Below are 23,496 nucleotides of genomic sequence, written 5' to 3' on the forward strand. Positions count from 1 at the left end.
TCGGCTTTTTCTCGCTGATCTCAGGGATTTTTCCCGGCCAACGAACGAGCCTTGCGCTGGTGTTGCAGGGCCTTCTCGCTATCCCCGAGGGCGCTGTAGAGGGAGGCCAGATTGGCGTGTACGGCGGGATTCTCAGGGGCCAGTTCAAGAGCAGTCAGAAGCGACGCCTCGGCCTCGGGCAGCCGCTTCAACTGGATCTGGCAAAGTCCCAGCATGCGCGCGGCCTCGGCGTCGTCGCGGATGTCCAAAGCCTGACTCAGGTAGCGGGCCGCGGTCTCGAAGTCGCCTGAACGGGCGTGATGGACGCCCAGGTTGAAATGGGCCAGGAAATGGCGGGGCCGGGTTTGCAGGATGGCCTCGAACTGCAGCCGGGCCTCGTCGTCTTGCCTCAGACGCAACAGATACTGGGCCATCTGCAGGCGCAGGTAGTGGTCGTCGGGAACGGCCTCAAGCGCTTGGCGGAACCACTTGAGGGCCTCCTGGGCACGTCCGGCATCGCGGCTGGTCAAGGCCAGGCTGGACAGGATGGCCGGGGCCTCGGGAGCGGACTCGTGAGCCCGTTGCAGCAAGGCCAGAGCCTCGGTCCAGCGTCGCTGACGGGCAGCCTCGACTCCCGCCTGCAGCTTCTCGTAGGCTTCGATCTTGTCCTTGGGATCGGCCAGTCCCTCTCGTGACAGGCCGGAGGTGGCGGGCGCAGCCGTGCCCACATAGCCGATGGAGCGCAGGCGCTCCTGCAGCTCGGCGTCCATCTCGGGTTGCGGGTCGGCGGACGCATCCTCGTTGCGGGCGGCGGCGTAGCGCGCTTCGAACTCCCTTAGGGCGTCCTGCAGGCGGCGGCCGCGGGCACCCTCCTGCTCGAACAGGTTGTGGCGCTCGCGCGGGTCCTGCAGCAGGTCGTAGAGCTCGGGACGCGGGGCCTCGATGAGCTTGTAGCGGCCGCTGACCAGTCCCCGCAGGTCGCTCCATCCGAACTGGTTGAGAGGGGTGAGGCTCTCCAGATAGAGCGGCTCGAGGCGGCCCGAGTCCTGCCCCATGGCCTGGCGCAGGCGGCTGCGTCCTTGCAGGTGAGGCGGCCAGTGGCGGCGTTCCACCTCCAGGGCTTGCAGAAAAGTCGGCAAGGCGTCCACCAGGCTGACGGGCTCGGTGGGGCGCGCGCCGGCGTGGCGGTTGGAGGGAAATTTGAGGATCCAGGGCACGTGCATGGTGCTCTGGTAGATGAAGAACCCGTGACGCGACTCGCCATGCTCTCCCAATCCCTCGCCGTGGTCTGAGAGCATGCTGATCAGGGCCGGCCGGTAGAGCTTCTTGGCCCTCAGGGCCTCCACCAGCTCGCCGGTCAGGGCGTCGCTGTAAGCCACCTCGCCGGCGTAGGGCGAGGAGGCCCGGGAGCGGTAGGGTTGGGGCGGCTCGTAAGGATCGTGAGGCTCGAACAGGTGCAGCCAGAGAAAGAACGGCTGCTGGCTCGACTGCTCCTGCAGCCATTGCAGTGCCCGGTCCAGGGTCTGGCGTCCGGGACGCTCGGCCACCCGGTTGCCTTGTCCCAGGAAGCCTTCGCCGGCGAACTCGTCGTCGTAGATGTCGAATCCCTGAGCCATGCCGGTGCGGTGGTCGAGTACGGCCGCGCTGACGAAAGCCGCCGTGCGGTAGCCGCGTCCCGACAGCACTTCGGCCAGCGTCAGCACCTCGTCTTCAAGGCGGTAACCCGTAAAGTCCCTGACCCCGTGCTGAATCGGCCATTGGCTGGTCATCAGCGAGGCGTGGGCGGGAAACGTCAATGGATTGGTGGTGAAGGCCCTCAAGTAGGCCACTCCGTCGGCTGCCAGGGCGTCCATGACGGGGGTTTGCACCGGGCTTTCGGAGTGAAAGGCCGAGACGTGGTCGGCGCGCAGCGTGTCGATGGTGATCAGCACCAGGGGCGGTCTGCCGTCCTCCGCCAGCGCCGCGGAGCCATGGAGGAGGCAGAGCAGGGCTGACAGGCACAGGGCTTTTGTTATAATCCGTCCACGTGATTCGATTGCTGGCAACTCCATGGTCGTCGTTTGACGGACGCAATACCCGCCCCCGCTTATCGGCGGCGGCGGTGTGGGCGCCGTTGCTCTTCATTCTAGCGGTCGCTTGGATTTGGGGCCAGGAATTCCCCCAACTGGGCCAGTTGATCAACCAGGGCAACCTGGTGGAGGCCCGCCGGATTCTCGACAGCGAACTGGAAAAAACGCCCGATCATCCCGAGCTGTCTTACTGGAAGGCAGCTCTGGAGCTGCGCCAAGGACAGGTGACGGCGGCGGAGGAGACCTTGCAGCAAGTGATCGAAAGCGGACGCGCCAATCCGCCCCACTACATCATGCTGGCCGACATCTACAACTCGCGCCAACAGTGGGACAAATCGGCTCAGGTTTATCGCGACGCTCTGATCGCGCGCTACACGCCGCGCATGGCCTACAATCTGGCTTTGGCCGAATTCCGGGGAGGCCACTTCCAGGCCGCCATCGAGGCCGTCAAGCCTCTGGCCGACGATCCTCGGGCCACGCCTCCTTTCCACCATCTGCTGGGACTGGCTTACTTCGGCAACAACGATTTTCAGGAAGCCCTGCCTTACCTCAAGAAAGCCGTCGAAGGTCAGCCCGAAAACGCCAGCATCCATTACGACTACGCGCTGGCGCTGCTGCAAAACGAGCAGCTTGAGGAAGCCGAAGCCGAGTTCCGCAAGACCATCGAGATGCAGCCCGAATGGGCCCGGGCCCACCTTTACCTGGGGAGGGCCCTGCACGACCAGAACTTTGCCGAGGACGCGCTCAAGTCGTTTCAAGAGGCCCGCCGGCTCAATCCTGAGCTACCGCTGCTTCACCACCACTTCGGGCTGTTGCATCGAGGCCGCGGCGAGTTCGACCAGGCCATCGCCGAATTCGAAGCCGAACTGGCGCTGGGCACCGTGTCGGCGGCCACCTGTTTTCAACTGGCCGACCTGCTCGCCAACCGGGGCGAGGACGAGCGCAGCAGCCAGTTGATCGCCCAAGCGCTGCGCATCAGTCCTGACAACGCCGAATACCGCCTGCTGGCGGCCAAGCTGGCCTTGCAGGGAGAGCGTTATGAGGAAGCCGACCAGCACCTTCAGGCGGCGCTGGAGTCGGAGCCCGAAAACGATCAGGCCTATTGGCTCCTGGGACGCTTGCGCCAGGCTCAAGGCCTTCCCCAGCAGGCTCAGGAAGCCTTCCAGCGTTCCCGCCAGATCAAGGACGCCAAGAGCCAGAGGAACCAGCCATGAGGCTGCCGCCGGTGTTGTTGGCGGGGGCCTTGGCCGGCGTCCTGGCGGCCCAGCCGGCGCCTTTCCGCTTCGAAGAGGGGGCGGCACCTGCGGGACTGACCTTCCAGCACGTCAGCGGCAGCCCAGAAAAGCAATACATCCTGGAATCGATGAGCGGAGGCGTGGCCCTCTTCGACTACGACGGGGACGGCTGGCTCGACATCTACCTGGTCAACGGAGGACGCTGGGAGGAGGTGCTGCAAGGGCGCCGCACGGTGCGCAACGCCCTCTACCGCAACCGCGGGGACGGCACCTTCCAGGACGTCACCGAGAGGGCCGGAGTCCCCGGCAGCCTGTGGGATATGGGGGCGGTGGCGGCCGACTTCGACAACGACGGCGATCAAGACCTCTACGTGACCAGCTTCGGGCCCAACAAGCTCTACCGCAACCGGGGGGACGGCACCTTCGAGGACATTTCCGAGTCCTCGGGCACGGCCGATCCGCGCTGGAGCAGCGCAGCCGCTTTCGGCGACTACGACGGCGACGGACGCCTCGACCTGGCGGTGGTCAACTACGTGGTCTTCGATCCCTCCGACCCGCCTCAGCGGACGGCCCTGTGCAAGTACCGGGGCATCGACGTCCAGTGCGGCCCGCGAGGACTGCCGGGGCACCCCGACGTCCTCTACCGCAACCTGGGCGGGGGACGCTTTCAAGACGTCACCGACTCGGCCGGGCTGGGTCTCGACTCGCGTTATTACGGGCTGGGCGCGTCCTGGACCGACTACGACAATGACGGCGATGCCGATCTGCTTGTAGCCAACGATTCCTGTCCCAATTTTCTCTTCCGCAATGAGGGCGGCGGACGCTTCCAGGAAGTGGCCATGCTGGCCGGCATGGCTCTCAACGAGGACGGCAACGAGCAGGCCGGCATGGGACTGGCGCTGGGAGACCCCGACGGCGACGGCTGGATCGATTTCCTGCAGACCAACTTTTCCGACGACAAGAACACCCTCTACCTCAATCAAAAAGGCTTCTTCCAGGACGCTTCCTATCGCTGGAACGTGGCCGAGATCGCCTGGCAGTACCTGAGCTGGGGCACTTTCTTCTTCGACGCCGATCTGGACGGCTTCCCCGATCTCTTCGTCGCCAACGGGCACGTCTATCCCGAGGTGGACCGCTACCAGATCGGCACCGCCTACAAGCAGCGCGACTTTCTCTTCCGCAACCTTGAGGGGAAGCGCTTTGAAGAGGTGGGATTGGATTCGGGAATCCAGGCGGTGGAAAACTCGCGCGGCGCCGCCTGGGGCGATCTCGACAACGACGGACGTCCCGACATCGTCGTCAACCGCCTCGATTCCGCCCCGGCCCTCTACTGGAACCGCACCCCGCTGGACGGCCGCAACTGGATCGGCCTGCGCCTGCGCGGAACGGCATCGAACCGCGACGGCGTAGGAGCCCGCCTGCGCCTCCACGCCGGCGGACGCGCCCAGACCCGGGAAGCCTCGGCGGGAGGCAGCTATCTTTCCTCCCACGACCCGCGCCTCCTCTTCGGACTCGGTTCCGCCCCCGAGATCGAAAAGCTGGAAATCCGCTGGCCCTCCGGCCGCACCCAGACCGTCACCGACCTCAAACTCAACGCCTACCAGACCCTGCAAGAACCCGAATAGCGCTAGCGAGCAGCCTCATACCGCCGAGATCAATTAGGCCTTCAGCGCGGTCGCTGAACTTGATTCGTGTGTGAACTTGTTGGCCACCTGGTGACCCTAGTGCTGCCGGTCATAAGTTCTGAGCCAGGGCCGCCGTTCTTTGTCCCTGAAAGGGACAGATTCGCCAGCCCAGCGACTGTGTTGGAAGTCAAGTCCGGGCTCGCTGAAGGCGAGCGATTCGCTAGCCCAGGGTCAGCCCCGGCGAGCGCCAGCGAGACGGCGGCGCCACCCTGGGTTTCAGACGCCAAATGTGCCAACGCTGAACGCGTGGGATAACGCCACAAGGTGGCTCAAAACTTCTGACGCACTGCACTAGTTCTGCTGCTCGGGAGGCTCTTGTTTCTCTTCCTTCTTGGGGCGCAGAAATTGCTCCAACAAGCCTCGGATGGCCCCTTGAGTCCCGCCGGAGAGGTCGGGTTCAAGCTTGGGATCGTCGAAGCTGCCGCTGATCTTCATGGGGATCTTGCCTTGGGGCAGAAAGCGCGCCATGGCGGCGGCCTGCGGACCCAGAATCGACTCCAACCCTCCCCGCAGGTCGAGTTGGGCCCGGTAGTCGAGCGAACGGTCGAAGCCCAGGTCCCCCTGGGCCGTCAAGGTCAGAGCCGAGGACGCCAGTCTCAAGTCGGGCGTACGGAAGCGGCGGTTCTCGATCTGGAAAGGAGAGGCGATCTCATCGAACTCGGTCGCTGTTTCCGCGCGGGCTTGCTGCGGATTGAGGGCGCGTCGCAGGCGGTCGATGAGCCCGAAGGCGGCGATGCGTCCCGACTTGACCACGAACTGCCCCTCTCCACGCAGCGAATCCTGAATCTGCTGGGCGTCGGCTCCCTGGAACTGCATCTGGTATTCGGGGACCCTGAGGGTCCCGAACACCTTGTCCTCGGACTCGGTGAAGGCGCTCAGGAGCTGGTTGATGTCGATGTCTTCGATCTGCCCGCGGCTGCTGCCCGAGAGTCCGCCCGAGGCGATTTCGAACTGCAACTGGCCTTTCCAGGTCCCCTGGCCCAGTTGGAAGGAGCCGTCCTGGCTTTGCACTGTCACGCGGGGGGCGTCGAGCAGGTTGCGGGCCGTCAGGGTAATGGGCAATTCACCCCGGGCGGGCAGCCGCTTGTCCTGGTTCTTGCCCAGGTAGAAGTCGCTCAGGGCAAGCGTGCCTTGGCCCGCCAGGGACTGGGCGGCATCGCCCTGCAGGTCGACCTGCAAGCGCGCCAGGCTGTCTTCTCCCGGTTCTCCCAGCAGGTTGCCCAGCAAGCGCAGGCGGGTTTCCCGGTCCATCTCCTGCAGAGCAGCATTGAGCGTCAGGGCGCCCTGCATGGGGAACTCGCGGCGGGCGAAGGGGCCTGCATGTCCTTGGAAGTCCAGGCCCGACCGCTGGCCTCCGAAGAGTTTGGCGGAGAGGGTGAAAGGGCTGGACTGGCCAGGTGAAAAATCGGACAGCTCCAGGTCGATTTCTTGCGCCGAGGTGGTCTGAGGCGTATCGGAACGGCGGTCGATGAAGCTGAAGGATCCCGATTGCAATGACAGGCGCTGGATGGAGAGCGTCCAGCTTGGGGACTCCTGTCCCGCAGCCGACGCGGACGCCTCGCGCTGGGAGGCCCGCTCCATCACCATTTGCAGATTGGAGCGTCCCTGGGGATTGCGTTCCAGGTTCACGTCGGGGCTGAAGATGGAAAAGTCGGGGATTTCCAGCCGCTTGGATGCCAGCGGCCCGAGCCGCAGTTGGGCTGACACCTGATCAGCGTGCAGCAGGTGGGGCGAGGTGAATCCCTCGGGATTGCCGATGGTCAATCCCCTCAAGGTGACGCTGGGAGTCATCAGCAGGATCTTTCCCAGCTCGACCTCCACGCTCTCGGCGCTGACCGGCACCTGAAGGCGCTCTTGCAGCGCCGCTACGATCTGCTCCCCGGCATCCGAGCCGATCCAGGAACGCACGTAGAGCCCGCCGCCCACCGCCACGATCAAAAGAACCACCGCCGCAATCAACAGCCACTTGCGCCACGTCATGCCTTTTATCCTATCGCCAAACTGCCCCGCCTTGTGCGGTCGCGGGCCTTTTAAGAGCAGGCTGCTGGAAGGATACCCAATAGACCTTTTAGCGAGCTTAAAGTCCTTCTTGCGCCATGCTCAAGGCCCGCGCCAGTCACCCGGACGGTTCCAGTTGACCAGGGTGTCGGGAGAGGCCAGTGGGCGCCATTCTTCTTCTGCCCACACAACGACCGCAGGCTGATCTTCCAGCCAGGAACGAAACGAGGAGGGTGGGTCATTCCGGCGGGCCAGCTTCAACAGCGCCGATCGCCGATAGAGGGCGCAGGCGTATTGCAGCCGCCCCCCAGACTGCGGCACCAGCGCCAGATTGCTTTCGGCCAAGTCTTGGGCTCGTTCCAAGAGTCCCTCGAGGAAGCCGGAGGTGAGTGCCGGGTAGTCAACGGCCAAGACCAGAATCCAAGCCGCCGTGCAGTGCGCTGCCGCCTCACGCACCGCAGCCAGGGGGCCGCTCCCCGGACGCGAGTCGGCCACAAGCGGCGACTCTCCTTGGGGAGGGGCACTCGGCAGTCCCAGAGCCTTGGAAATGCGCTTCCCGTCCTCCGGCTCAGAGATCAGAACCTTGACATTGCGGCAGGCTTCCTGCGCCAGATCGAAGGTCCGTTTCAGCAGCGTCTCTCCCTCCACTTGCAGGAAACGCTTGTCGCGTCCCATGCGCCGCGAGCGTCCTCCCGCCAGAACTAGAGCCGTCGCTTCGACCATTGCAGCCAGCATGGCACGGGGATGGAGGACCTGCAACGGCCTCTCGTCAATCGAACAGCGGGCGTTGGTCTCCCGGCTTGAGGGGGACGCGGAAGAGGGTGGTGTCTAACGAGCTCCGCTCCCGGTTCAGGCCCAGTCGCCTGCTGGCGATCTCGAAGCGGCGCTTGAGCAATTCGGCGTAGCGCCCCTCGCCGCGCATGCGCGAGCCGAAGCGGGGGTCGTTGAGGCGTCCGCCGCGCAGGTCGAGCAGCTTGTTGAGTACCTTGGAGGCCCGGTCGGGAAAGTGGTTCTGCAGCCATTCCAGGAAGAGCTCCTTGACCTCGTGAGGCAGGCGCACCAGCAAGTAGTTGGCCCGCTCGGCCCCAGCCTCGGCGGCCGCCTCCAGGATGCCTTCCAAATCCTCGTCGTTGAGGCAGGGAATGATGGGCGAAGCCAGCACCGCCACCGGCACGCCGGCCTCGGCCAGGGCCTTGATCGTTTGCAGGCGCCGCTGCGGCGTGGCCGCCCGCGGCTCCATGACCCGGGCCAGCTTGTGATCCAGACTCGTCACGGAGATGTAGACCGAAGCCAGCCCCCGCCGGGCCATGGGAACCAGCAGGTCGAGGTCTCGCAGCACCATGTTCGACTTGGTCACGATGCTGACCGGATTGCGGAATTCCCCCAGCACCTCGATTATTCCCCGCGTGATCTCAAGCTTGGCCTCGGCCGGCTGATAAGGATCGGTATTCGAGCCCAGCGCCATCACCTTGCAGCGGTATCCTGGCTTGCGCAGCTCTTCGCGCAGCCGCTCGGGCGCTTCGGGCTTGGCGAAGATGCGCGTCTCGAAATCCAGCCCCGGTGAAAGGTCCCAATAGGCATGAGAGGGGCGGGCGTAGCAGTAAATGCAGCCATGCTCGCACCCCTGATAGGGGTTAATGGACTGGTCGAAAGGGATGTCAGGCGACTGATTGGTGGCGATGATCCGCCGCACCTTCTCGATCCGCACCTCGGTCCGGGGCCGTCCCGGCTCCTCCTCAATCGTCCCCCACCCGTCGTCAAAGGGCGAGATGCTCTGCTTGTGGAAGCGGCTGGCCGGATTCGACACCGCCCCCCGTCCCTTGATCGGCTTCATGACTCAGGCATTATACCTTAGTTTCACCTGCGACGGAATGAGGTGGTTCTAGTCTTCAGCGGGGCCGCCGGGGGACATTTTGACCAGTTTGGGGTCGAAGCGGGCGACCACATCGACCAAGTCGGACTGGGCGCCCATCACCTCGTCGATGTTCTTGTAGACCATGGGGACCTCGTCGAGGCCGGCGCTCATTAAGGTCACTCCCTGCCGGTTGAGCAGGTCCTTGGCGTCGCGCCAGCGCAGTTTCTTCTTGGCCTGCGTACGGCTCATGACGCGGCCGGCGCCGTGAGCGGCGGACTGCAGGGCGGCTTCGTTGCCTTTGCCCCGAACCACGTATCCCGGAGATGCCATGGAGCCGGGGATCACCCCCAGCACGCCTTCCCCGGCCGGAGTGGCGCCTTTGCGGTGGACCACCACCTGCTTGCCGTCATGTTCCTCAAGCCAGGCGAAGTTGTGGTGGTTCTCCACTCCTGCGATGGCTTCGGCTCCCAGGTGCTCCAGCACGTGACGGTGGATGCAGGCGTGGTTGGCCGAAGCGTACTTGCCCATCAGTTGCATGGCCTTCCAGTATTCCTGTCCCTCCTGGCTGCCGAGATCGAGCCAGGAAAGGTGCGAGAGTTCCTTGGGCAGTTCGGAGTGGAGGTCGCGGGCCAGACGGCTGTAGTGTCCGGCCGTGAGGGCGCCGGGTCCGCGGCTGCCGCTGTGGGAAAGGAAAGCCAGGTATTGGCCCGGCTGCAGTCCCAGGTCGGGCTCATCCAGGGTCAGCAGGCCGAATTCGACGAAGTGGTTGCCGCTGCCTGAGGTGCCCAGTTGGGCCCAGGCCTTGTCCTTGTTCTCGCGGGTGACTTTGGAGATGGCCCAGTCCTCATCCATGACGGGGTGCCTTCGGCGCTTGCCCTTTTCGAAGGTGGCGCCTACTCCGAAGCGGGTTTCTTCCTCGATGGCGCGCTTGAGGCGTTCCAGCTTGCGCGGCTTGTCGAGCAGGTTGGTGGGCAGGTCGAGCACGCTCAGGCGCATGCGGCAGGCGATGTCGACTCCCACCGCGTAGGGGATGACGGCGTTCTCGGTGGCCAGCACGCCGCCGATGGGGAGTCCGTAGCCGACGTGGCAGTCGGGCATCAAGGCGCCCCGCACGGAGACCGGCAGGCGGCAGGCTTTATCCATCTGCTCGATGGACATGGGATCCAGGTTTTCGCCCCATTTCCGGTAAGAGGCTTTGCTTGGGTAGTCTTCGCTCATGGGCTTACCAGTATAGAGGAGGCGGGTAACCAGGGTTGGTTTTTGCATGCCTGGAGCCTTTCCTCCATCGCCGCAAGGATGCGCCTCCCACCAGGCCTCTCCCACTGTGGCCTCTTGGCATTGCTAGGTCCCTGCAAGGCGGGAGGAGTCTGGGGAGGAACCTGGGGAGGGCCGCCCACCTTCCAGAGAGCGACCTGCCTCGAGGAAGCGATGGGATCCACGCCTGGTGGGAGGCGCATCCTTGCGGCGATGGAGATAACCTCACACCCGGACTGAATGAGCCAAGCCAGCATTGAGGCCCCAACCTGAGTGCTCTGGAGACCCCCGGGATGCGCCTCTCACCTCTCGGGTGGCATGATTGGTGGCTATGAGGGAGTTGGTTTACTACGTGGCTTCGACGCTGGACGGGTTCATTGCACGCGAGGATGGTTCGCTGGGTGATTTCCCCTGGGATGACGACTTTGGGGCCGAGCTCTTCAGGGCCTTCCCGGAGACGTTCCCGGCCCATCTTCAGGACGGGGAGTTCAGCCGTACTGACCACAAGTGGTTCGATGCCGTCCTGATGGGACGCAAGACCTACGAAGTCGGCCTCAACGCGGGCTTCAGCAATCCCTACCCCACCCTGGATCAATACCTTTTCTCGCGCAGCCTCGAGTCCAGCCCTGATGCGCAGGTTGAACTGGTCAGCGGCGACGCTGTCGAATTCGTCACAGGCTTGAAGGAAAAGCCGGGAAAGGCCGTCTGGCTCTGCGGCGGCTCTGAACTGGCTTCCGTGTTGCTCGGGGCGGGACTGATCGAGCGATTGATCGTCAAACTCCACCCCGTCCTCTTCGGCTCCGGCATTCCGTTATTCCGAAAGGGCATCTCTCCCACCTTGCTGCGACTTACCGACAGCAAGACCTTTGCCAGCGGTCACGCCATCCTCCACTACCGCATCGGGTCCTGATCGGCAGCAGAGAACATTTGCAGGAGGGCTTGTTGGACGAGCTGCTTGGCCTTGTCCAGCGGAAAAGGTTGGCCGTTCATGAGGCGGCTGAGCGAGGTCATGGGGCAGTCGGGGATTCCGCAGGGATTGAGAAGGTCAAAGTAGCGCAAGTCGGTGGAGACGTTGAGGGCGAATCCGTGGAAGGTGACCCAGCGCCGCACTCCCACGCCGATGGAGGCCAGCTTGCCCTGCTCGGTCCACACGCCGGTGTAGTCCTGGCGGCGATATCCGTCTACGCCCAGGCCGGCCACGGCGTTGATGACGGCTTCTTCCAGGTGGCGCAGATAGCGGTGGACGTCGCGTCCGCGGCGGCGCAGGTCGAGGTGGGGATAGCCGACGAGTTGTCCGGGGCCATGATAGGTCACGTCGCCTCCCCGCGAAATGCGCACCAGGTCGATGGGATTGCCATCCCAATCCTGGCGGGCAAGCAGGTTGGAGGCGTCGCCGGTGCGTCCCACGGTAAAGGTGTGGGGATGCTCCAGCAGGTGGACGGTCTCCTCCATCTCCCCCGAGGCGATGGCCTCCACCGCCGCTTCCTGGCGCTGCAGGGCGTCGCGGAAGGAAATCCGTCCCAGATCAACGAACCTCATGCCCCCATTGTCGCATGTCTGCTGCCGAGGGAATGCCGTCACCGCCTGGTTGCACGTCTGCTCGTGCACGGGTGTTGGGAACGACTCGGGCCCGCAGCGCATTGGACACGGAGAGGCAAGCACTCAACGCACCGAGCAATTGTTCCGCCAACGTCTAGCGATGAACGGATCTGAAGGGGAGAGGAGCCGCCATTTTTCTATCCCGTCGATTCAGGCTGTTCAGGCCTCTTCCGCAGTGATAGCCTTTTCAAGGTCGCTAAGTCATTCATTTCTGGTTTTTCGTCACCCTAGGCGCATAGGCGCAAAGAACGCGTAAGCCTGAGCATTACAGGTTAAGTTCGTTCAGCATCGGCCAAATGCAGTGCGAAGTAATCACGCTTTCGGCTTTGCGTCTTTGCGCCTAGAGTGATGTGGCGTCAGGCCATGACGGCGGCCGCCCTGGAACGGCAGCGCCCCCGGCTTCTCCTCATCCCGGCCGGAGCCCGGGGGCGCCGTTCTTCAGATCTGGGAGCAGGAAGCGCCGTAGGCGAAACAACTGAAGCAGCGATGGTGCTTGAGCATGACTCGCTCCCGCAGCGCCTCCTCCAGGGACGGCCCCTGGTCGTAATCGCGATCGTCGTCGACCAGAGTGCAGGCGTAGACTCGCATCCGGCCGTCCTGCTTGACCACCATCTTTGAAAAGGCGCACATGAACCGGGAGCGCGATTCAGCGTCCTGGTAGCGGGTCATGCAGTCTTCGGTGATGTGGGGAATGCCGCTGGGCTGGGCCCCTGGCGGATAAAAGTCGGGAAAGGGCACGATCAGGAGGTTCTGGGGCAGCCCCTGTTGCTTGAAGAGCTGGCGGTACTGAGCGTCCACCGCCTGGCGATCTTCGTCTTTTTTCATCTGGCGCGCTACCGAGATGGGGAAGCCGGCTCCCAGAAGGCGGCGCATCGCCAGCATGGACTTCTCGAAGCTGCCTTCTCCCCGGTCCTGGTCGTGACGCCGGGCATCAGGATAATCGATGCTGACCCGGAAACTCAGTTCATTCTTGGCCGAGGCCAGCGGAGCCACTTCGTGCAAGCGGCGCAGCAGCGGATCGGTGGCATTGGTCAGCACCAGGCAGGGACGGTGCTGCAAGGCGTAGTCGAGAATGTGCACGATGTCTTTGCAGACAAAGGGTTCGCCTCCCGTAAAGGAGAACTGCTCGACACCCAGGTCTAGCGCTTCTTCGATGATAGGCCGGGCGTCCTGGAAGCGGATGAGGTTGAGGCGGTTGTCTCCCGGCTTCGATCCTTCAAGACAGAACGGGCAGGACAGGTTGCAGGCGGTTCCGGTGTGAAACCACAGCTCACGCAAAGACTGGGGTTGGATGTATCCGCGCGGGTTGCCGTCGGGCGTCACCATCCAGGGGTCCTGGTGTGCTGCGGGTTGGGTAGCCATGGGGATCTCGTTCCGTTAGAAAGCTCAGCAGCAACCGTTGGTGGCTTGCGCTCGTCCCTGGGCGTCGACGTCGAAGGGCAGTCCGCTTCCGCATCCTTCGAAGATGCCGTAGTGCGTGCTCCAGTCGCCCACAAACTTGAAATGCGAACTGAAGCGAGTCTCCTTGAGCATGCGATAAGTGTTTCCGCACACCGGAAAAACCTTGCCCCGGTCGATACGGTGGTGCTTGTCGAGCACGAAGGCCTGAGGGCAGTAAGCGATGGTGCCCCGGTAGACGACGGCCTGCCCGTAGTCTTCGCAGGCGCTTTCCAGTCCCTCGATCTTGAAGAGGCGATAGGTGGCCGAGAAAAAGCTGATGTGGCCGATGCGCCGGGCGATCTCTTCATTGTCGATGGCTATGGGGTGATCTTCCACCAGGCGCGGATCCTGGAAGCCGGCCTTGCGGCTGAGCGTGAGGAAGTCGTTCCAATAGAGCGCTCCGCTCAGGCATTCTCCGTAGAGGACAGGATCGTCGACCAGGTCTTGGGGCACTCGCCGGTCGGCGTAGACGTCCGAGAAGTAGAGTTCGCCGCCCGGTTTGAGGAGGCGGTAGGCCTGCTCCAGCACGGCCTGCTTGTCGGGCGAGAGATTGATGACGCAGTTGGAGACGATGATGTCGAAGCTGTTCTCTTCCAGCCCCAGTTCGTCCAGGCGCTCGATGTAGCCTTGACGGAAATCGACGTTGGGGCGGGCGTATCCGAACTTGCGGGTGTGATAGCCGATGTGGCGGCGGGCCACCTCGATCTGCTGGTCGGTCATCTCAACGCCCACCACCGAGCCCTTTTCGCCCACCAGGCGCGAGAGCAGGTAACAGTCGCGTCCCGAACCTGAGCCGAGGTCGAGGATGCGCGCGCCTTGCAGCGATTCGGGTACCACAAAGCCGCATCCGTAATAGCGCTGGCGGACCTCTTCGTGCACTTGGTCGAGCGCGCTACGGACATGCTGCGGCAGGCTCGCTCCGCTGCTGCAGGCGCTGGTCTTAAGATCTTTCGATCCTTGCAGAACCTTGCCGTAGTATTCCTTTACGTTGTCGGTTACCGTGGTGGTCATCATCTGTCATTATGCCAACGTCTCAGACCTGCTGTCATCTTTGCGGCGCTCCATTGTCGGGTCTTAGACAATGGTGTTTGAGGGGGAGAGACGGGTCGAAGGGGTCCGCCGGGGGCGGTCGGAGGGCGCCGCCTTCATGCTAGAATCCGCCGCGTATGATCGCACGAAGCAGCGGACTGCTCTGCCACATCACTTCCTTGCCCTCGGCCCATGGCATCGGCGATTTGGGACCGGAGGCCTATCGCTTCGTCGACTTCCTGGCTGAATCGGGCCAGAAAGTCTGGCAGGTGCTGCCCTTGCGTCCCACGGGATACGGGGACTCGCCTTATCAGTGCGTCTCTTCCTTCGCCGGCAATCCCATGCTGGTGAGCCTGGAAAAGCTGGTCGAGGACGGCTTCCTGGAGGCTCAGGACATCGCCGATCCTCCCGACTTTCCGGCCTCAAAGGTCGATTTCGGACGGGTCATCGACTACAAGGGCGCCCGCCTTCAGCGCGCCTTCGAGCGCTTCATCGAGCGGGTCGAGGACGAGGAAACCCGCCGTTTCTCGAGCTTCTGCGAGTTCAACTCCCATTGGCTGGAGGATTATGCCCTCTACCGGGCCATCAAGGAGAACCGTCAGAGCAAGGCCTGGACCGAGTGGGAAGAGGATCTGGTGCGCCGCCGGGCCGAGGCCCTTGACAATGCTCGTGCCGAGTACGCTGACCGGATTGAATTCCACAAGTTCTGCCAGCACCTCTTCCGCCGTCAGTGGGACGATCTGAAGGGCTATTGCTACGGACGCGGAGTGCAGGTCATGGGAGACATCCCCATCTTCGTGGCTCACGACAGCGCCGACGTGTGGGCCAACCAGGACCTCTTTCAGCTTGACCGCCACGGACGCCCCACCGAGGTGGCCGGAGTGCCGCCCGACTATTTCAGCGCCACCGGACAGTTGTGGGGCAATCCGCTCTACCGCTGGGACGTCATGGAAGAGCGCGGATTCGCCTGGTGGATGGACCGCCTGCGCTCAGAGTTCTCGCTGGTGGACATCGTCCGCCTTGACCACTTCAGGGGCTTCGAGGCTTTCTGGGCCGTCCCTGCCGACCAGGAGACGGCCATCGTGGGCGAATGGCGTCCGGGTCCCCGCGACGCCTTCTTCGCCAAGGTGCGGCAAGAACTGGGAGACGCCCCCATCGTGGCCGAGAACCTGGGCGTCATTACGCCCGAAGTCGAAGGCTTGCGCGAGCGCTTCGGACTGCCGGGGATGGCCATCCTGCAGTTCGCTTTCGGCACCGATATGAAGGCCAGCGACTTTCAACCCCACCGTTACACCCGCAACCTGGTGGTCTACACGGGCACACATGACAACGACACCGTACAGGGGTGGTGGTCGGGAGGCGTGGGGGCCAGTACCCGCGACGAGTCCCAGGCCGAGAAGGAAAAAGACTTCGCCCGCCGATACTTGAATATCCGCGACGAGTCCGAAGTGCATTGGGACTACATTCGCGCCGTCCTCTCTTCGGTGGCCGACCTGGCCGTGATTCCGGTGCAGGACCTGCTAGGACTGGGCAGCGAGGCCCGCATGAACACTCCCGGCCAGGGCCGCGGCAACTGGACCTGGCGCTTCCGCCGCCGAGACCTCGGCTCCTCCATCCGCCGCCGCCTGGCCCGACTCTCCCGCCTCTACGAACGCTAGGGCCATTAGGTGGCCAACAAGTTCACACACGAATCAAGTTTCAGCGACCGCGCTGAAAGGCCTGATGGCTGTCGGCGGTATGGGGCAGCTCGCTAGGCCCTTGGAGGGCAAACTTCCAAGTTCCAAGGGGACCAATTTCCAAAACTCCCCGGCCCACAAGTCTACTTCTCAGGGCAACTCCGCTGTTTGTGAGTTGGCAGGCGGGAGTTGGAGGTCGGTACATTTTGGCGTATGATGGCGGTTCTTCTTCCGACACATCGAGGAAAAGTATCCGGGAATTGTATTCATGAAGTGTCTTCTTTGGCTAGGTCGTGTGCGTCTGGTTGTGGCGGCTCTTTGCCTTTTCTCAGGTGGCCAGGCGTTGCTGGCTCAGCCCCGCATTGAGAAGATCGAGCCGCCCGACTGGTGGGCGGGGCACTCCATCAATCCGGTGCGCTTGCTGATCCGGGGCCAAGGGCTGCAAGGCGCGCAAGTCCGGGTGCCGGGAGAGGACGCCTCCATCGGACTCACCCGTGTCAACGCTGCGGGCACCTATCTCTTCGCCGACCTGCATATCGATCCGCAGGCTCAGCCTCAGACCCTGTCGCTGCAGGTCGAAAGCGCCCAGGGGACGGCTGAAGCCTCCTTCGAGATTCTTGAGCCCCTGTCCCGGGCGGGACGCTTCCGGGGTATCGGACGCGACGACGTGATCTACCTGCTCATGCCCGACCGCTTCGCCAACGGCGACCCGTCCAACGACGACCCCGCCCAGTCGCCGGGACTGCTCGACCGCTCCAAGGCCCGCTACTACCACGGAGGCGACCTGCAGGGCGTCATCGACCGGCTGCCCTACCTCAAGGACCTGGGCGTGACGGCCATCTGGATGAATCCCTGGTACGACAACGTCAACCACCTCAACCGGCGCGAAACCTACGACGGAGAGGCCATCACCGACTATCACGGCTACGGCGCGGTCGATTTCTACGCCGTCGACGAACACCTGGGCGACCTGGCTTTGTTGCGCAAGCTGGTGGACGAGGCCCACAAGCTGGGCGTCAAGATCATTCAGGATCAAGTGGCCAACCACAGCGGACCCTACCATCCCTGGGTCAACGACTCCCCCACCCCCACCTGGTACAACGGAACCGAACAAGACCACGTCCCAAACGAGTGGCAGACCTGGACGCTGGCCGATCCCAATGCCAGCCCGGCGGTTCAGAAGCCCACCCTGGACGGCTGGTTCATCGATATCCTCCCCGACCTCAATCAGAACGATCCCGAGACGGCCCGTTACATCATTCAGAACACCCTGTGGTGGGTGGGCATCAGCGGACTCGACGCCATCCGTCAGGACACCCTGCCCTACGTCCCCCGCTGGTTCTGGAGGGACTGGATGACGGCCATCAAGCGCGAGTATCCGCGCCTCAGCGTGGTGGGAGAGTTCTTCGAAGGCAATCCATCGCTGGTGGCTTTCTTCCAGGGAGGAGAGGCCCGCTACGACGGCATCGACACCCGCCTCGACACGCTCTTCGACTTTCCTCTCTATTACGGGATTCAAAGCGCTTTCACCAGGCGCAACTCGCTGCGCGACATCGCCAAGACCTTCGCCCATGACTACCTTTACAGCGATGCCGGCGTGTTGGTGACCTTCATCGACCTGCACGACACCCGCCGTTTCATCAGCGAGCCGGGGGCCGATTTGCAGGGGCTCAAGCTGGCCTACTCGCTGATCTTCACGGCCCGCGGCATCCCCCTCATCTACTACGGCAGCGAGATCGGCATGGAAGGCGACAACGATCCCGACAACCGGCGCGACTTTCCCGGCGGGTGGAACTCCGATCCCAGCAACGCCTTCACCCGGCAGGGACGCAGCCAGCGCCAGCAGGAGGTCTTCTCCCACGTCCGCCGCCTGGCTCACCTGCGCCGGGGAAGTCCGGCCCTGCGGCGGGGCGAGATGATTCACCTCAAGGTGGGCGATGACCTTTATGCCTACGCCCGTGTATGCGAGGAAGAGATCGCAGTGGCGGTTTTCAACAATGCATCCCAGGCCGGAGAGGTCAGTTTCAACGTCCACGCCGCCGGACTCCCCGACGGGTTGGCGCTCAGCGACGAGTTGCAAAGTGGTTCCCCGGCCACCACCCAGTCCTCGACCATGACCCTGTCCCTGCCCGCCCGCAGCGCGGCACTCTACCTCTACCGCCGGTGAATTCCCGCACTCAGCGTGGCGTGAGAGCTTGACGGGAAGTGGCGCCTGAAGAGATCGGAGCACTTGAAACGGACGGAGTCTTCCTCCCCGTCTTCGGGCTGGGGGATAAGAAAGCAGGCGGCCACCTGGTGGCGGGACGCCCACTTCAGTCCCTCTCGTGGCCCCATGACATAGAGCGCCGTGGAAAGGACGTCCGATGAGAGGCCGTCGGGGCGCCAGACGACCGTCGATCCAGCGAAGACCACCGGCTGGCCGCTGCGCGGATCGAGGATGTGGGAGACTACGGCGCCGTCCACCGTCAAGTCGCGTTGCGAGCCGCCGCTGACGGCGATGGTGCCGCTCTCAACTTCGAGCCTCAGGACGCCGCGGCCGCGTTGCTTGGGATGGGCCAGCGAGACCTCCCACTGCCGGCCCGGCTCAGGCTCTCCCCACACGCCGATCTGTCCGCCCAGGTCGATCAGCCAGCCCTGCAATCCCAGCTCGGATCGCAACTGAGGCGACAAGGCCAAGGCGCGATCGAGGGCTTCTCCTTTGCCGAAGGCTCCGGCATCGATTTGCAGGGCGCGGCGGCGCTCGATGCGGCAGGCCGAGGCGTCCAACTCGAGATGTTCGAATCCGCTTGCGCGGAGGGCCTCGGCCAGGTCCGCGGACGGGGGCGTCCTGCCTCGACCCCGAATGTCCCAGGCCGCGATGAGGCGTCCGATGGCGGGGTCGAAGGCGCCCTCTGTGAGGGCATGCCAGTGCCCTAATTGCTGGAAGAGCCGGCATAGGCCCGGTTCCAGCGGCAGGGGTTGATGGAGGGGATGACGGTTGAGCTGGCTGAGCCGGCTGTCCTGGCGCCAGGTGCTGAGTTGGCGCTCGCTGGCTTCCAGCGCTTCCAGCAGGCGTTCCAGGGCCGATAGGGCGCCGTCGCGGTCCCAGGCGGCGGCGGTCAGGCGGCATCGCGTCCCCATCAAGTAGACTTCACGCTCCAGCCTGACGCTGTCCCCCAGAGAGCCGCCCGCCTTCAATGCGGCGGACGCCGACAGGAGGGCCGAGAGGAGGAAGGCGGTCTTTTTGCTTGCCATGGCTGGATATTCCCGGGTCGTCTTCTGGGGCCCGTCAGGCCGCAATCCGCTTCTCTACAGCTTCATCCTGTCTGCGCAGGGCCGGAGTCCGTCCGGTCAGGCCCACCACCAGGTGGGCGGCGTAGATGACGATGAAGAGTCCGCCGCTGGCCAGATGAATGATCAGCGCTGCTTGCAGGGCTGTTTCCGAAGTGAGCACCTGAAGGGCGTATCCGCTGATGGCCATGACGGGGAAAGTGAAGAGGCTGATGAGGCCGCTCCTACGCCCTTGACGACGGTTGTTGCGCAGCTTTCTCATCACGTGACCGCTGAAGAAGACCCCGAAGGCGAAGATCAGGAGAGGAGAGAGCAGCACGTGTCCATGCAGCATCAGGTTCTGCCAGGGGTGGTTGACCAGGCTGAAGGGGTCGTCGTTTTCCAGCAGGTACTTCATCCAGAAGTAGACTAAGCCGGTGGCGCTGACGCCGGTCGTCAACAGGTGCAACGACCAGTTGTACAAGCCCTTCATGGCCGTCCCTCCCTTGCGGGCTTGGCGTCGGCCTGAAGCACCTGGTCGATAGCCAGCACCCGCCGCACCGCCTCGTTGACGGCGCGCGTGGTCAAGGTGGCTCCGGCCAGGGGACGGATGCTGCGGTTCAGATTGAGGTCGTCGTTCAACTGCCGGTCCCGGTACTGGCGCCGCCATTCCTGCGGAGCCTCGTATTCGGGGGGCTCCAGAAAGGCCGTGGTCTCGATTCTTCGCACCGATCCGTCCGGATTGAGGCAGATGAGCAAAGTTTCCTTCTTGGTGCGCACCACGTGGGTGTCGACATAGGCGCGTCCTACCCTTCGCCCCTTGCGGTGGGCCAGGTATCGGGCGATCAAGGCCGAGGGGACCTCGACGCCCGCCAGGCGGGCGGCTCGGCTCTGTTGTTCTTCGCTTAAGAAGACCCTTTCGGCCTCGAACTCAGCTCCCGGATAGGCTGCCTTAAGAGCTTCCTGGCGTCCGATGGCGGCAACGGCCGGAAGGCAGGCCAACAGCGCCGCGGCGGTCACCCAGGCGGCCTTGCCGAGAAGCGGCCCGGCAAGAGCGGACCAAGGGCCTGCCAGCCACTGTCTTCTGTTGGGTTCTCTTGCAGTCAACACGGTAGCTTTTTCTTTCCGCTCCCCGCTGCCGCCCTAGAAGGAATAGCCCAGGGCCACGTTGAATTGGTTGACGCCCGTGTCAGCTTCGTTGCTGATCCACTGGTAATCGGCCTTGAGGACGATGTTGTAGATGGGCTTGAACTCCAGTCCCAGAGTATTGAAGATGCGCTCCCGCGACGGATCCTTGATGAAGCCCGGCAACACCTCGTCTTGAGTGTCGAGAAACTCGAAGCGATAGTAGGGCATCAAGCTGGCTCGCTCGCCGAATTCGTTGAGTACGTTGTAGCCGACGTGGAAGTAGCCTCCCCGCATCTTCTCGGCGACCGTGTCCTCGCCGCTCAAGCCCAGGAACTGGTTGAGTTCCAGGGTGTCGTCGAGATCGGCTGTGGCGTACAGTCCGCGGATGTCGAAACCGCGCACTTGGGCTTGCCCGTGGATTTCGGCGATGGTTGTGGTGACGTCGAAATCCTGCCCGTTGACCACCACCTCGCCCTGGCCGGATCCGCCCCGGTAGAGGGATCCGCCGAAGAAGACGCCGGGAGTGGGATTGACGTCGAGGCGTCCGACGAAGGCCAGGTTGTCGGCCCGGGCTTCCGATCCCTTTTGACGTCCGCCGCGCAGGCCGTTGGAATCAAAATCGCTGGCCCGCAGCCCGTTGACCACGTAGGCCCGGTAGTCGAAGATTCCGGCTGATCCGTGGAAGCCGAATCCGTTTTCGCGCCAGGTGGTGGGGATAATCCGGCTCTCCACCTCGGGACGCCGTGCCCCCACGAAGACGTTGGGCTCGTGAAATTCGTTGACCAGGCCCATGGGCACCAGCAGCAGTCCGCCCCGCAAGGCGAAGTGATCGCTGGCCAGGTAGTCGATGTAGGCGAACTCCATGGAGACGCTGCCTTCGCGGTCGGTGGCCGAGTGTTCGACTTCGATCTCGGAGTTGAAGATGAACTTGTCGTTGAAGCGGTATCCGGCATAGATGATGGCGCGCAGAAAGTCCAACTGCGAACTCTGGTTGACGGCCGCTCCAGACTCGTTCTCGGAGTCGAAGTTCTGGTAGAGCATTTCGCCGTAACCGGCCAGCGAGACGCCGCTCTTCTTGCGGTAGACGGAGGCTGCGGCCGGACCCACGCCCAGCGACTTGGCATCATCCGGGGTGACCACCAGTTCTTCTTCGCCGCTGCGGACCTTCTCGAGTTCCTCGGCCAGCACGTCCACCTGGCGACGCAGTTGCTCGACATCGACCGTCATCTCCTGCCCGCCGGGCTTGCGATCTTCCTCTTTCTGCATCGGTTCCACTTCCGGTTTGGCGGCTTCCTGCTCCTGTTGCCGCTGCTCCAGCCGTTGCAGGCGCTTTTCGATTTCTTCCAGCTTCTTCAAGATTTCCTCATTGGTGGCCTGCGCCTGAAGCGGGAGGGTTGCCGTCATCAGCAAAGCCGTAGCGAGCACGACTCCTGTGCAAAGCCTCAGGATCATCCGGTAAAGTGCCATCTCTCCTCGGTCCTTTCCACAAGGCGGCGAATTGACTCCCTTTACAGGCTGGACCTATACTGGAAGCAACGTGAAAGACATTGGGTAAGAATTCACGTGTGAAGGGGTGCGTCGTACGCCGGCGCGCCCCTTTTCTCGGTCGCCGCTAGTAGCGTTTTTTGACTGTTTCAGCCTCCGTCTGAGATGCCTGCTGCCCGGGCCCGGCATCTTGTTATTGAGAATCATTCTCAATTACCGGCAAAAGAGTACTAGGTTGGTCCCTTTTATGTCAACCGAAAAAAAAGGGACCGCTCAGGGGCGTGTCAGGGGAAGGCGTCCACCATGCAAGGAATGGATTATCAGCCGGTGCTGCTGGTGCTTCTTTACAGCAGTTTAGCCGCCGCCTTGTCGATGCTGGGGGCGTTGCCTTTCCGTCGACCTGGCGGTCCGGGGGCCTTTTGGATCGGCTCGGCCTACGGCTTTGCCTCCGGGCTCATGCTGGGGACGGGTTATCTGTTGATGACCGAGGCGCTGGGGAAGGGCAGGGCTGTCCCCATCATCATTGGAGCCGGCCTGGGGATCGGCTTCACCTGGTGGACTCAGTCCTATGCCGGCACGGACGAGCTGCAAAGGGATGCCCAAGCCAAGCCCGACCGACCCGAATACGGCTACAAGATTCTTCTCCAAAACGCGATTCATTCGGCCGCCGAGGGGGTGGCCATCGGGGTATCGATGGCCTTCGACCTCTCGCTGGGGATTTTCATCGCCCTGTCCTTGGCTGTGCACAACGTGGGGGAGGCCACCGCGATGACGTCGCTGTTGACCCAGCGAGGGGTGACGGTGCGCCAAGCGGCCGGTCTTTGCGTCTCCGTCAAGACCCCTCAGGTGGTTCTGGCGGTGGCGGCCTTTGCGCTCAGTTCGGCTCTGCGTCCCTGGCTTCCGCTGGCGCTGGGAATTGCCGCCGGGGCCATGGTTTATCTGGTCATTTCAGAGTTGCTTCCTTCTTCCTACCGCCGTATGCCCAAGTCGGCAGTGGCCCTCTTTGTCAGTGTCAGTGCCGGGACCGTGGTGTTGTTGCGTTCATTCTTTGTTTCATCTTGAGAACTGCCGGGGGAGTTGCCGATGGCCTATGAAAGCTTGACCGTTCTCCTGGCCGGATTGGTGACGGCTTTGGCCACGGGCTTGGGAGCGGTTCCATTTGCCTTCCTGCGAACGGTCTCGAAACGGGCCGTGGGGCTGGCCAACGCTCTGGCCTCGGGGCTGATGTTGGGGGCCAGCTTCGGACTCTTCAGCGAAGGCAGCGTTTACGGACTTTGGCAGACGGTCGTGGGTGCGGCTGTCGGGGTGGCCTTCGTCTATTTCGGTGAGCGCGCCCTTCAGGACAAGGAGGTCCAGTTCGGCCGGATAACGGGGGCGGGAGCCAAGCGCATTCTGCTCATCGTCGCCATCATGACGCTCCACTCTTTCGCCGAGGGCGTGGCGGTCGGCGTCAGCTTCGGCGGCGGCGAAACCTTGGCGGTGCTCATCACCGTGGCTATCGCCGTTCACAACGTCCCCGAGGGACTGGCCATCAGCGCCGTCATGCGTCCGCGAGGGAGCAGCGTATGGGCCTGTGCCGGATGGAGCATTTTTTCCTCTCTCCCTCAGCCTCTCATGGCGGTTCCGGCTTTTATCTTCGTCGACACCTTTCGTGCCGTGCTGCCTTATGGATTGGGCTTCGCCGCCGGAGCCATGGTTTTCATGGTCTTTCTCGAACTGATGCCCGAGGCCTTCGAAGAAGCCGATCCCAGCCGCGTCGGCTTGCTGGTCAGCCTGACCTTGTGCGCGATGATCCTTTTTCAGAAATATCTTTAA

The 23,496-nt window shown here is 63.4% G+C and carries 19 protein-coding genes; 7 read left to right on the forward strand and 12 right to left on the reverse strand.

The genetic code is table 11. The features are described from left to right. Positions 1-20 precede the first annotated feature (20 nt). Positions 21-2,030: a sulfatase-like hydrolase/transferase gene (locus VLU25_02440; protein HSR66774.1), complete on the reverse strand. Its 2,010-nt coding sequence runs from the start codon at positions 2,028-2,030 to the stop codon at positions 21-23. Between VLU25_02440 and VLU25_02445 the strand changes: the two genes are divergently transcribed. Beyond that, positions 2,006-3,262, forward strand: coding sequence for a tetratricopeptide repeat protein (locus VLU25_02445; GenBank protein HSR66775.1), 1,257 nt, complete (start codon positions 2,006-2,008; stop codon positions 3,260-3,262). The two genes, VLU25_02440 and VLU25_02445, sit on opposite strands and share 25 nt — an antisense overlap. Continuing rightward, the gene (locus VLU25_02450) at positions 3,259-4,908 is read left to right on the forward strand and encodes a CRTAC1 family protein (GenBank protein ID HSR66776.1); all 1,650 of its coding nucleotides are present in this window, start codon (positions 3,259-3,261) and stop codon (positions 4,906-4,908) included. Before VLU25_02445 ends, VLU25_02450 begins: the two co-directional genes overlap by 4 nt. Positions 4,909-5,259: 351 nt before the next feature. Here VLU25_02450 and VLU25_02455 read toward each other — a convergent pair whose 3' ends face one another. From VLU25_02455 to VLU25_02470, 4 genes are all read right to left on the reverse strand, one after another. Next, positions 5,260-6,948, reverse strand: a complete 1,689-nt coding sequence (locus VLU25_02455) for an AsmA-like C-terminal region-containing protein (GenBank protein HSR66777.1) — start codon at positions 6,946-6,948, stop codon at positions 5,260-5,262. A 120-nt stretch (positions 6,949-7,068) separates the two neighbouring features. Then, on the reverse strand, positions 7,069-7,689 hold the full coding sequence (locus VLU25_02460; GenBank protein HSR66778.1) for a molybdenum cofactor guanylyltransferase: 621 nt from the start codon (positions 7,687-7,689) through the stop codon (positions 7,069-7,071). 46 nt (positions 7,690-7,735) lie between these two features. Beyond that, complete coding sequence (locus VLU25_02465; protein ID HSR66779.1) at positions 7,736-8,800, reverse strand: PA0069 family radical SAM protein; 1,065 nt, start codon at positions 8,798-8,800, stop codon at positions 7,736-7,738. A gap of 48 nt (positions 8,801-8,848) precedes the next feature. Further along, a complete protein-coding gene (locus VLU25_02470) occupies positions 8,849-10,039 on the reverse strand; it encodes an RtcB family protein (GenBank protein ID HSR66780.1) in 1,191 nt (396 codons plus the stop codon). Positions 10,040-10,406: 367 nt separating this feature from the next. On the opposite strand from VLU25_02470, the gene VLU25_02475 reads away from it, so the two are divergent. Continuing rightward, complete coding sequence (locus tag VLU25_02475; protein HSR66781.1) at positions 10,407-10,985, forward strand: dihydrofolate reductase family protein; 579 nt, start codon at positions 10,407-10,409, stop codon at positions 10,983-10,985. Here the strand turns inward: VLU25_02475 and lipB are convergent. The 3 genes from lipB to VLU25_02490 form a co-directional block, all read right to left on the reverse strand. Further along, entirely contained in the window at positions 10,967-11,614 is a 648-nt protein-coding gene (lipB, locus tag VLU25_02480) for a lipoyl(octanoyl) transferase LipB (protein ID HSR66782.1), read from the reverse strand. The genes VLU25_02475 and lipB overlap by 19 nt on opposite strands. Before the next feature lie 498 nt (positions 11,615-12,112). After that, the gene (locus VLU25_02485; GenBank protein ID HSR66783.1) at positions 12,113-13,036 is read right to left on the reverse strand and encodes a radical SAM protein; all 924 of its coding nucleotides are present in this window, start codon (positions 13,034-13,036) and stop codon (positions 12,113-12,115) included. Positions 13,037-13,060: 24 nt separating this feature from the next. Beyond that, positions 13,061-14,128 carry a methyltransferase domain-containing protein gene (locus VLU25_02490; GenBank protein HSR66784.1) on the reverse strand — a complete coding sequence of 356 codons (1,068 nt, stop codon included), beginning with the start codon at positions 14,126-14,128 and terminating at the stop codon, positions 13,061-13,063. Positions 14,129-14,280: 152 nt separating this feature from the next. On the opposite strand from VLU25_02490, the gene malQ reads away from it, so the two are divergent. Then, on the forward strand, positions 14,281-15,801 hold the full coding sequence (gene malQ / locus VLU25_02495; protein ID HSR66785.1) for a 4-alpha-glucanotransferase: 1,521 nt from the start codon (positions 14,281-14,283) through the stop codon (positions 15,799-15,801). A gap of 286 nt (positions 15,802-16,087) precedes the next feature. After that, positions 16,088-17,986: an alpha-amylase family glycosyl hydrolase gene (locus VLU25_02500; GenBank protein HSR66786.1), complete on the forward strand. Its 1,899-nt coding sequence runs from the start codon at positions 16,088-16,090 to the stop codon at positions 17,984-17,986. Here VLU25_02500 and VLU25_02505 read toward each other — a convergent pair. From VLU25_02505 to VLU25_02520, 4 genes are read right to left on the reverse strand one after another with little or no spacing between them, the layout of a single operon-like run. Further along, positions 17,974-19,053, reverse strand: coding sequence for an FAD:protein FMN transferase (locus tag VLU25_02505; GenBank protein ID HSR66787.1), 1,080 nt, complete (start codon positions 19,051-19,053; stop codon positions 17,974-17,976). The two genes, VLU25_02500 and VLU25_02505, sit on opposite strands and share 13 nt — an antisense overlap. 34 nt (positions 19,054-19,087) lie before the next feature. Beyond that, the gene (locus VLU25_02510; protein HSR66788.1) at positions 19,088-19,561 is read right to left on the reverse strand and encodes a hypothetical protein; all 474 of its coding nucleotides are present in this window, start codon (positions 19,559-19,561) and stop codon (positions 19,088-19,090) included. Then, positions 19,558-20,178, reverse strand: a complete 621-nt coding sequence (locus tag VLU25_02515; GenBank protein ID HSR66789.1) for an FMN-binding protein — start codon at positions 20,176-20,178, stop codon at positions 19,558-19,560. The genes VLU25_02510 and VLU25_02515 overlap by 4 nt, the downstream gene beginning before the upstream one ends. A gap of 33 nt (positions 20,179-20,211) precedes the next feature. Further along, positions 20,212-21,663 carry a hypothetical protein gene (locus tag VLU25_02520; protein ID HSR66790.1) on the reverse strand — a complete coding sequence of 484 codons (1,452 nt, stop codon included), beginning with the start codon at positions 21,661-21,663 and terminating at the stop codon, positions 20,212-20,214. Positions 21,664-21,984: 321 nt separating this feature from the next. On the opposite strand from VLU25_02520, the gene VLU25_02525 reads away from it, so the two are divergent. After that, positions 21,985-22,743, forward strand: a complete 759-nt coding sequence (locus tag VLU25_02525) for a ZIP family metal transporter (protein ID HSR66791.1) — start codon at positions 21,985-21,987, stop codon at positions 22,741-22,743. A gap of 21 nt (positions 22,744-22,764) precedes the next feature. After that, the gene (locus VLU25_02530; GenBank protein ID HSR66792.1) at positions 22,765-23,496 is read left to right on the forward strand and encodes a ZIP family metal transporter; all 732 of its coding nucleotides are present in this window, start codon (positions 22,765-22,767) and stop codon (positions 23,494-23,496) included.

The organism is Acidobacteriota bacterium (assembly GCA_035471785.1).
Classification (GTDB): domain Bacteria; phylum Acidobacteriota; class UBA6911; order RPQK01; family DATIPO01; genus JANQFM01.

Coding starts and splice junctions, on each gene's coding strand:
- VLU25_02440 (HSR66774.1), bottom strand. CDS start 2,030: ATGGAGTTGCCAGCAATCGAATCACGTGGACGGATTATAACAAAAGCC.
- VLU25_02450 (HSR66776.1), top strand. CDS start 3,259: ATGAGGCTGCCGCCGGTGTTGTTGGCGGGGGCCTTGGCCGGCGTCCTG.
- VLU25_02455 (HSR66777.1), bottom strand. CDS start 6,948: ATGACGTGGCGCAAGTGGCTGTTGATTGCGGCGGTGGTTCTTTTGATC.
- VLU25_02460 (HSR66778.1), bottom strand. CDS start 7,689: ATGGTCGAAGCGACGGCTCTAGTTCTGGCGGGAGGACGCTCGCGGCGC.
- VLU25_02465 (HSR66779.1), bottom strand. CDS start 8,800: ATGAAGCCGATCAAGGGACGGGGGGCGGTGTCGAATCCGGCCAGCCGC.
- VLU25_02470 (HSR66780.1), bottom strand. CDS start 10,039: ATGAGCGAAGACTACCCAAGCAAAGCCTCTTACCGGAAATGGGGCGAA.
- VLU25_02475 (HSR66781.1), top strand. CDS start 10,407: ATGAGGGAGTTGGTTTACTACGTGGCTTCGACGCTGGACGGGTTCATT.
- lipB (HSR66782.1), bottom strand. CDS start 11,614: ATGAGGTTCGTTGATCTGGGACGGATTTCCTTCCGCGACGCCCTGCAG.
- VLU25_02485 (HSR66783.1), bottom strand. CDS start 13,036: ATGGCTACCCAACCCGCAGCACACCAGGACCCCTGGATGGTGACGCCC.
- VLU25_02490 (HSR66784.1), bottom strand. CDS start 14,128: ATGATGACCACCACGGTAACCGACAACGTAAAGGAATACTACGGCAAG.
- malQ (HSR66785.1), top strand. CDS start 14,281: ATGATCGCACGAAGCAGCGGACTGCTCTGCCACATCACTTCCTTGCCC.
- VLU25_02500 (HSR66786.1), top strand. CDS start 16,088: ATGAAGTGTCTTCTTTGGCTAGGTCGTGTGCGTCTGGTTGTGGCGGCT.
- VLU25_02505 (HSR66787.1), bottom strand. CDS start 19,053: ATGGCAAGCAAAAAGACCGCCTTCCTCCTCTCGGCCCTCCTGTCGGCG.
- VLU25_02510 (HSR66788.1), bottom strand. CDS start 19,561: ATGAAGGGCTTGTACAACTGGTCGTTGCACCTGTTGACGACCGGCGTC.
- VLU25_02520 (HSR66790.1), bottom strand. CDS start 21,663: ATGGCACTTTACCGGATGATCCTGAGGCTTTGCACAGGAGTCGTGCTC.
- VLU25_02525 (HSR66791.1), top strand. CDS start 21,985: ATGCAAGGAATGGATTATCAGCCGGTGCTGCTGGTGCTTCTTTACAGC.
- VLU25_02530 (HSR66792.1), top strand. CDS start 22,765: ATGGCCTATGAAAGCTTGACCGTTCTCCTGGCCGGATTGGTGACGGCT.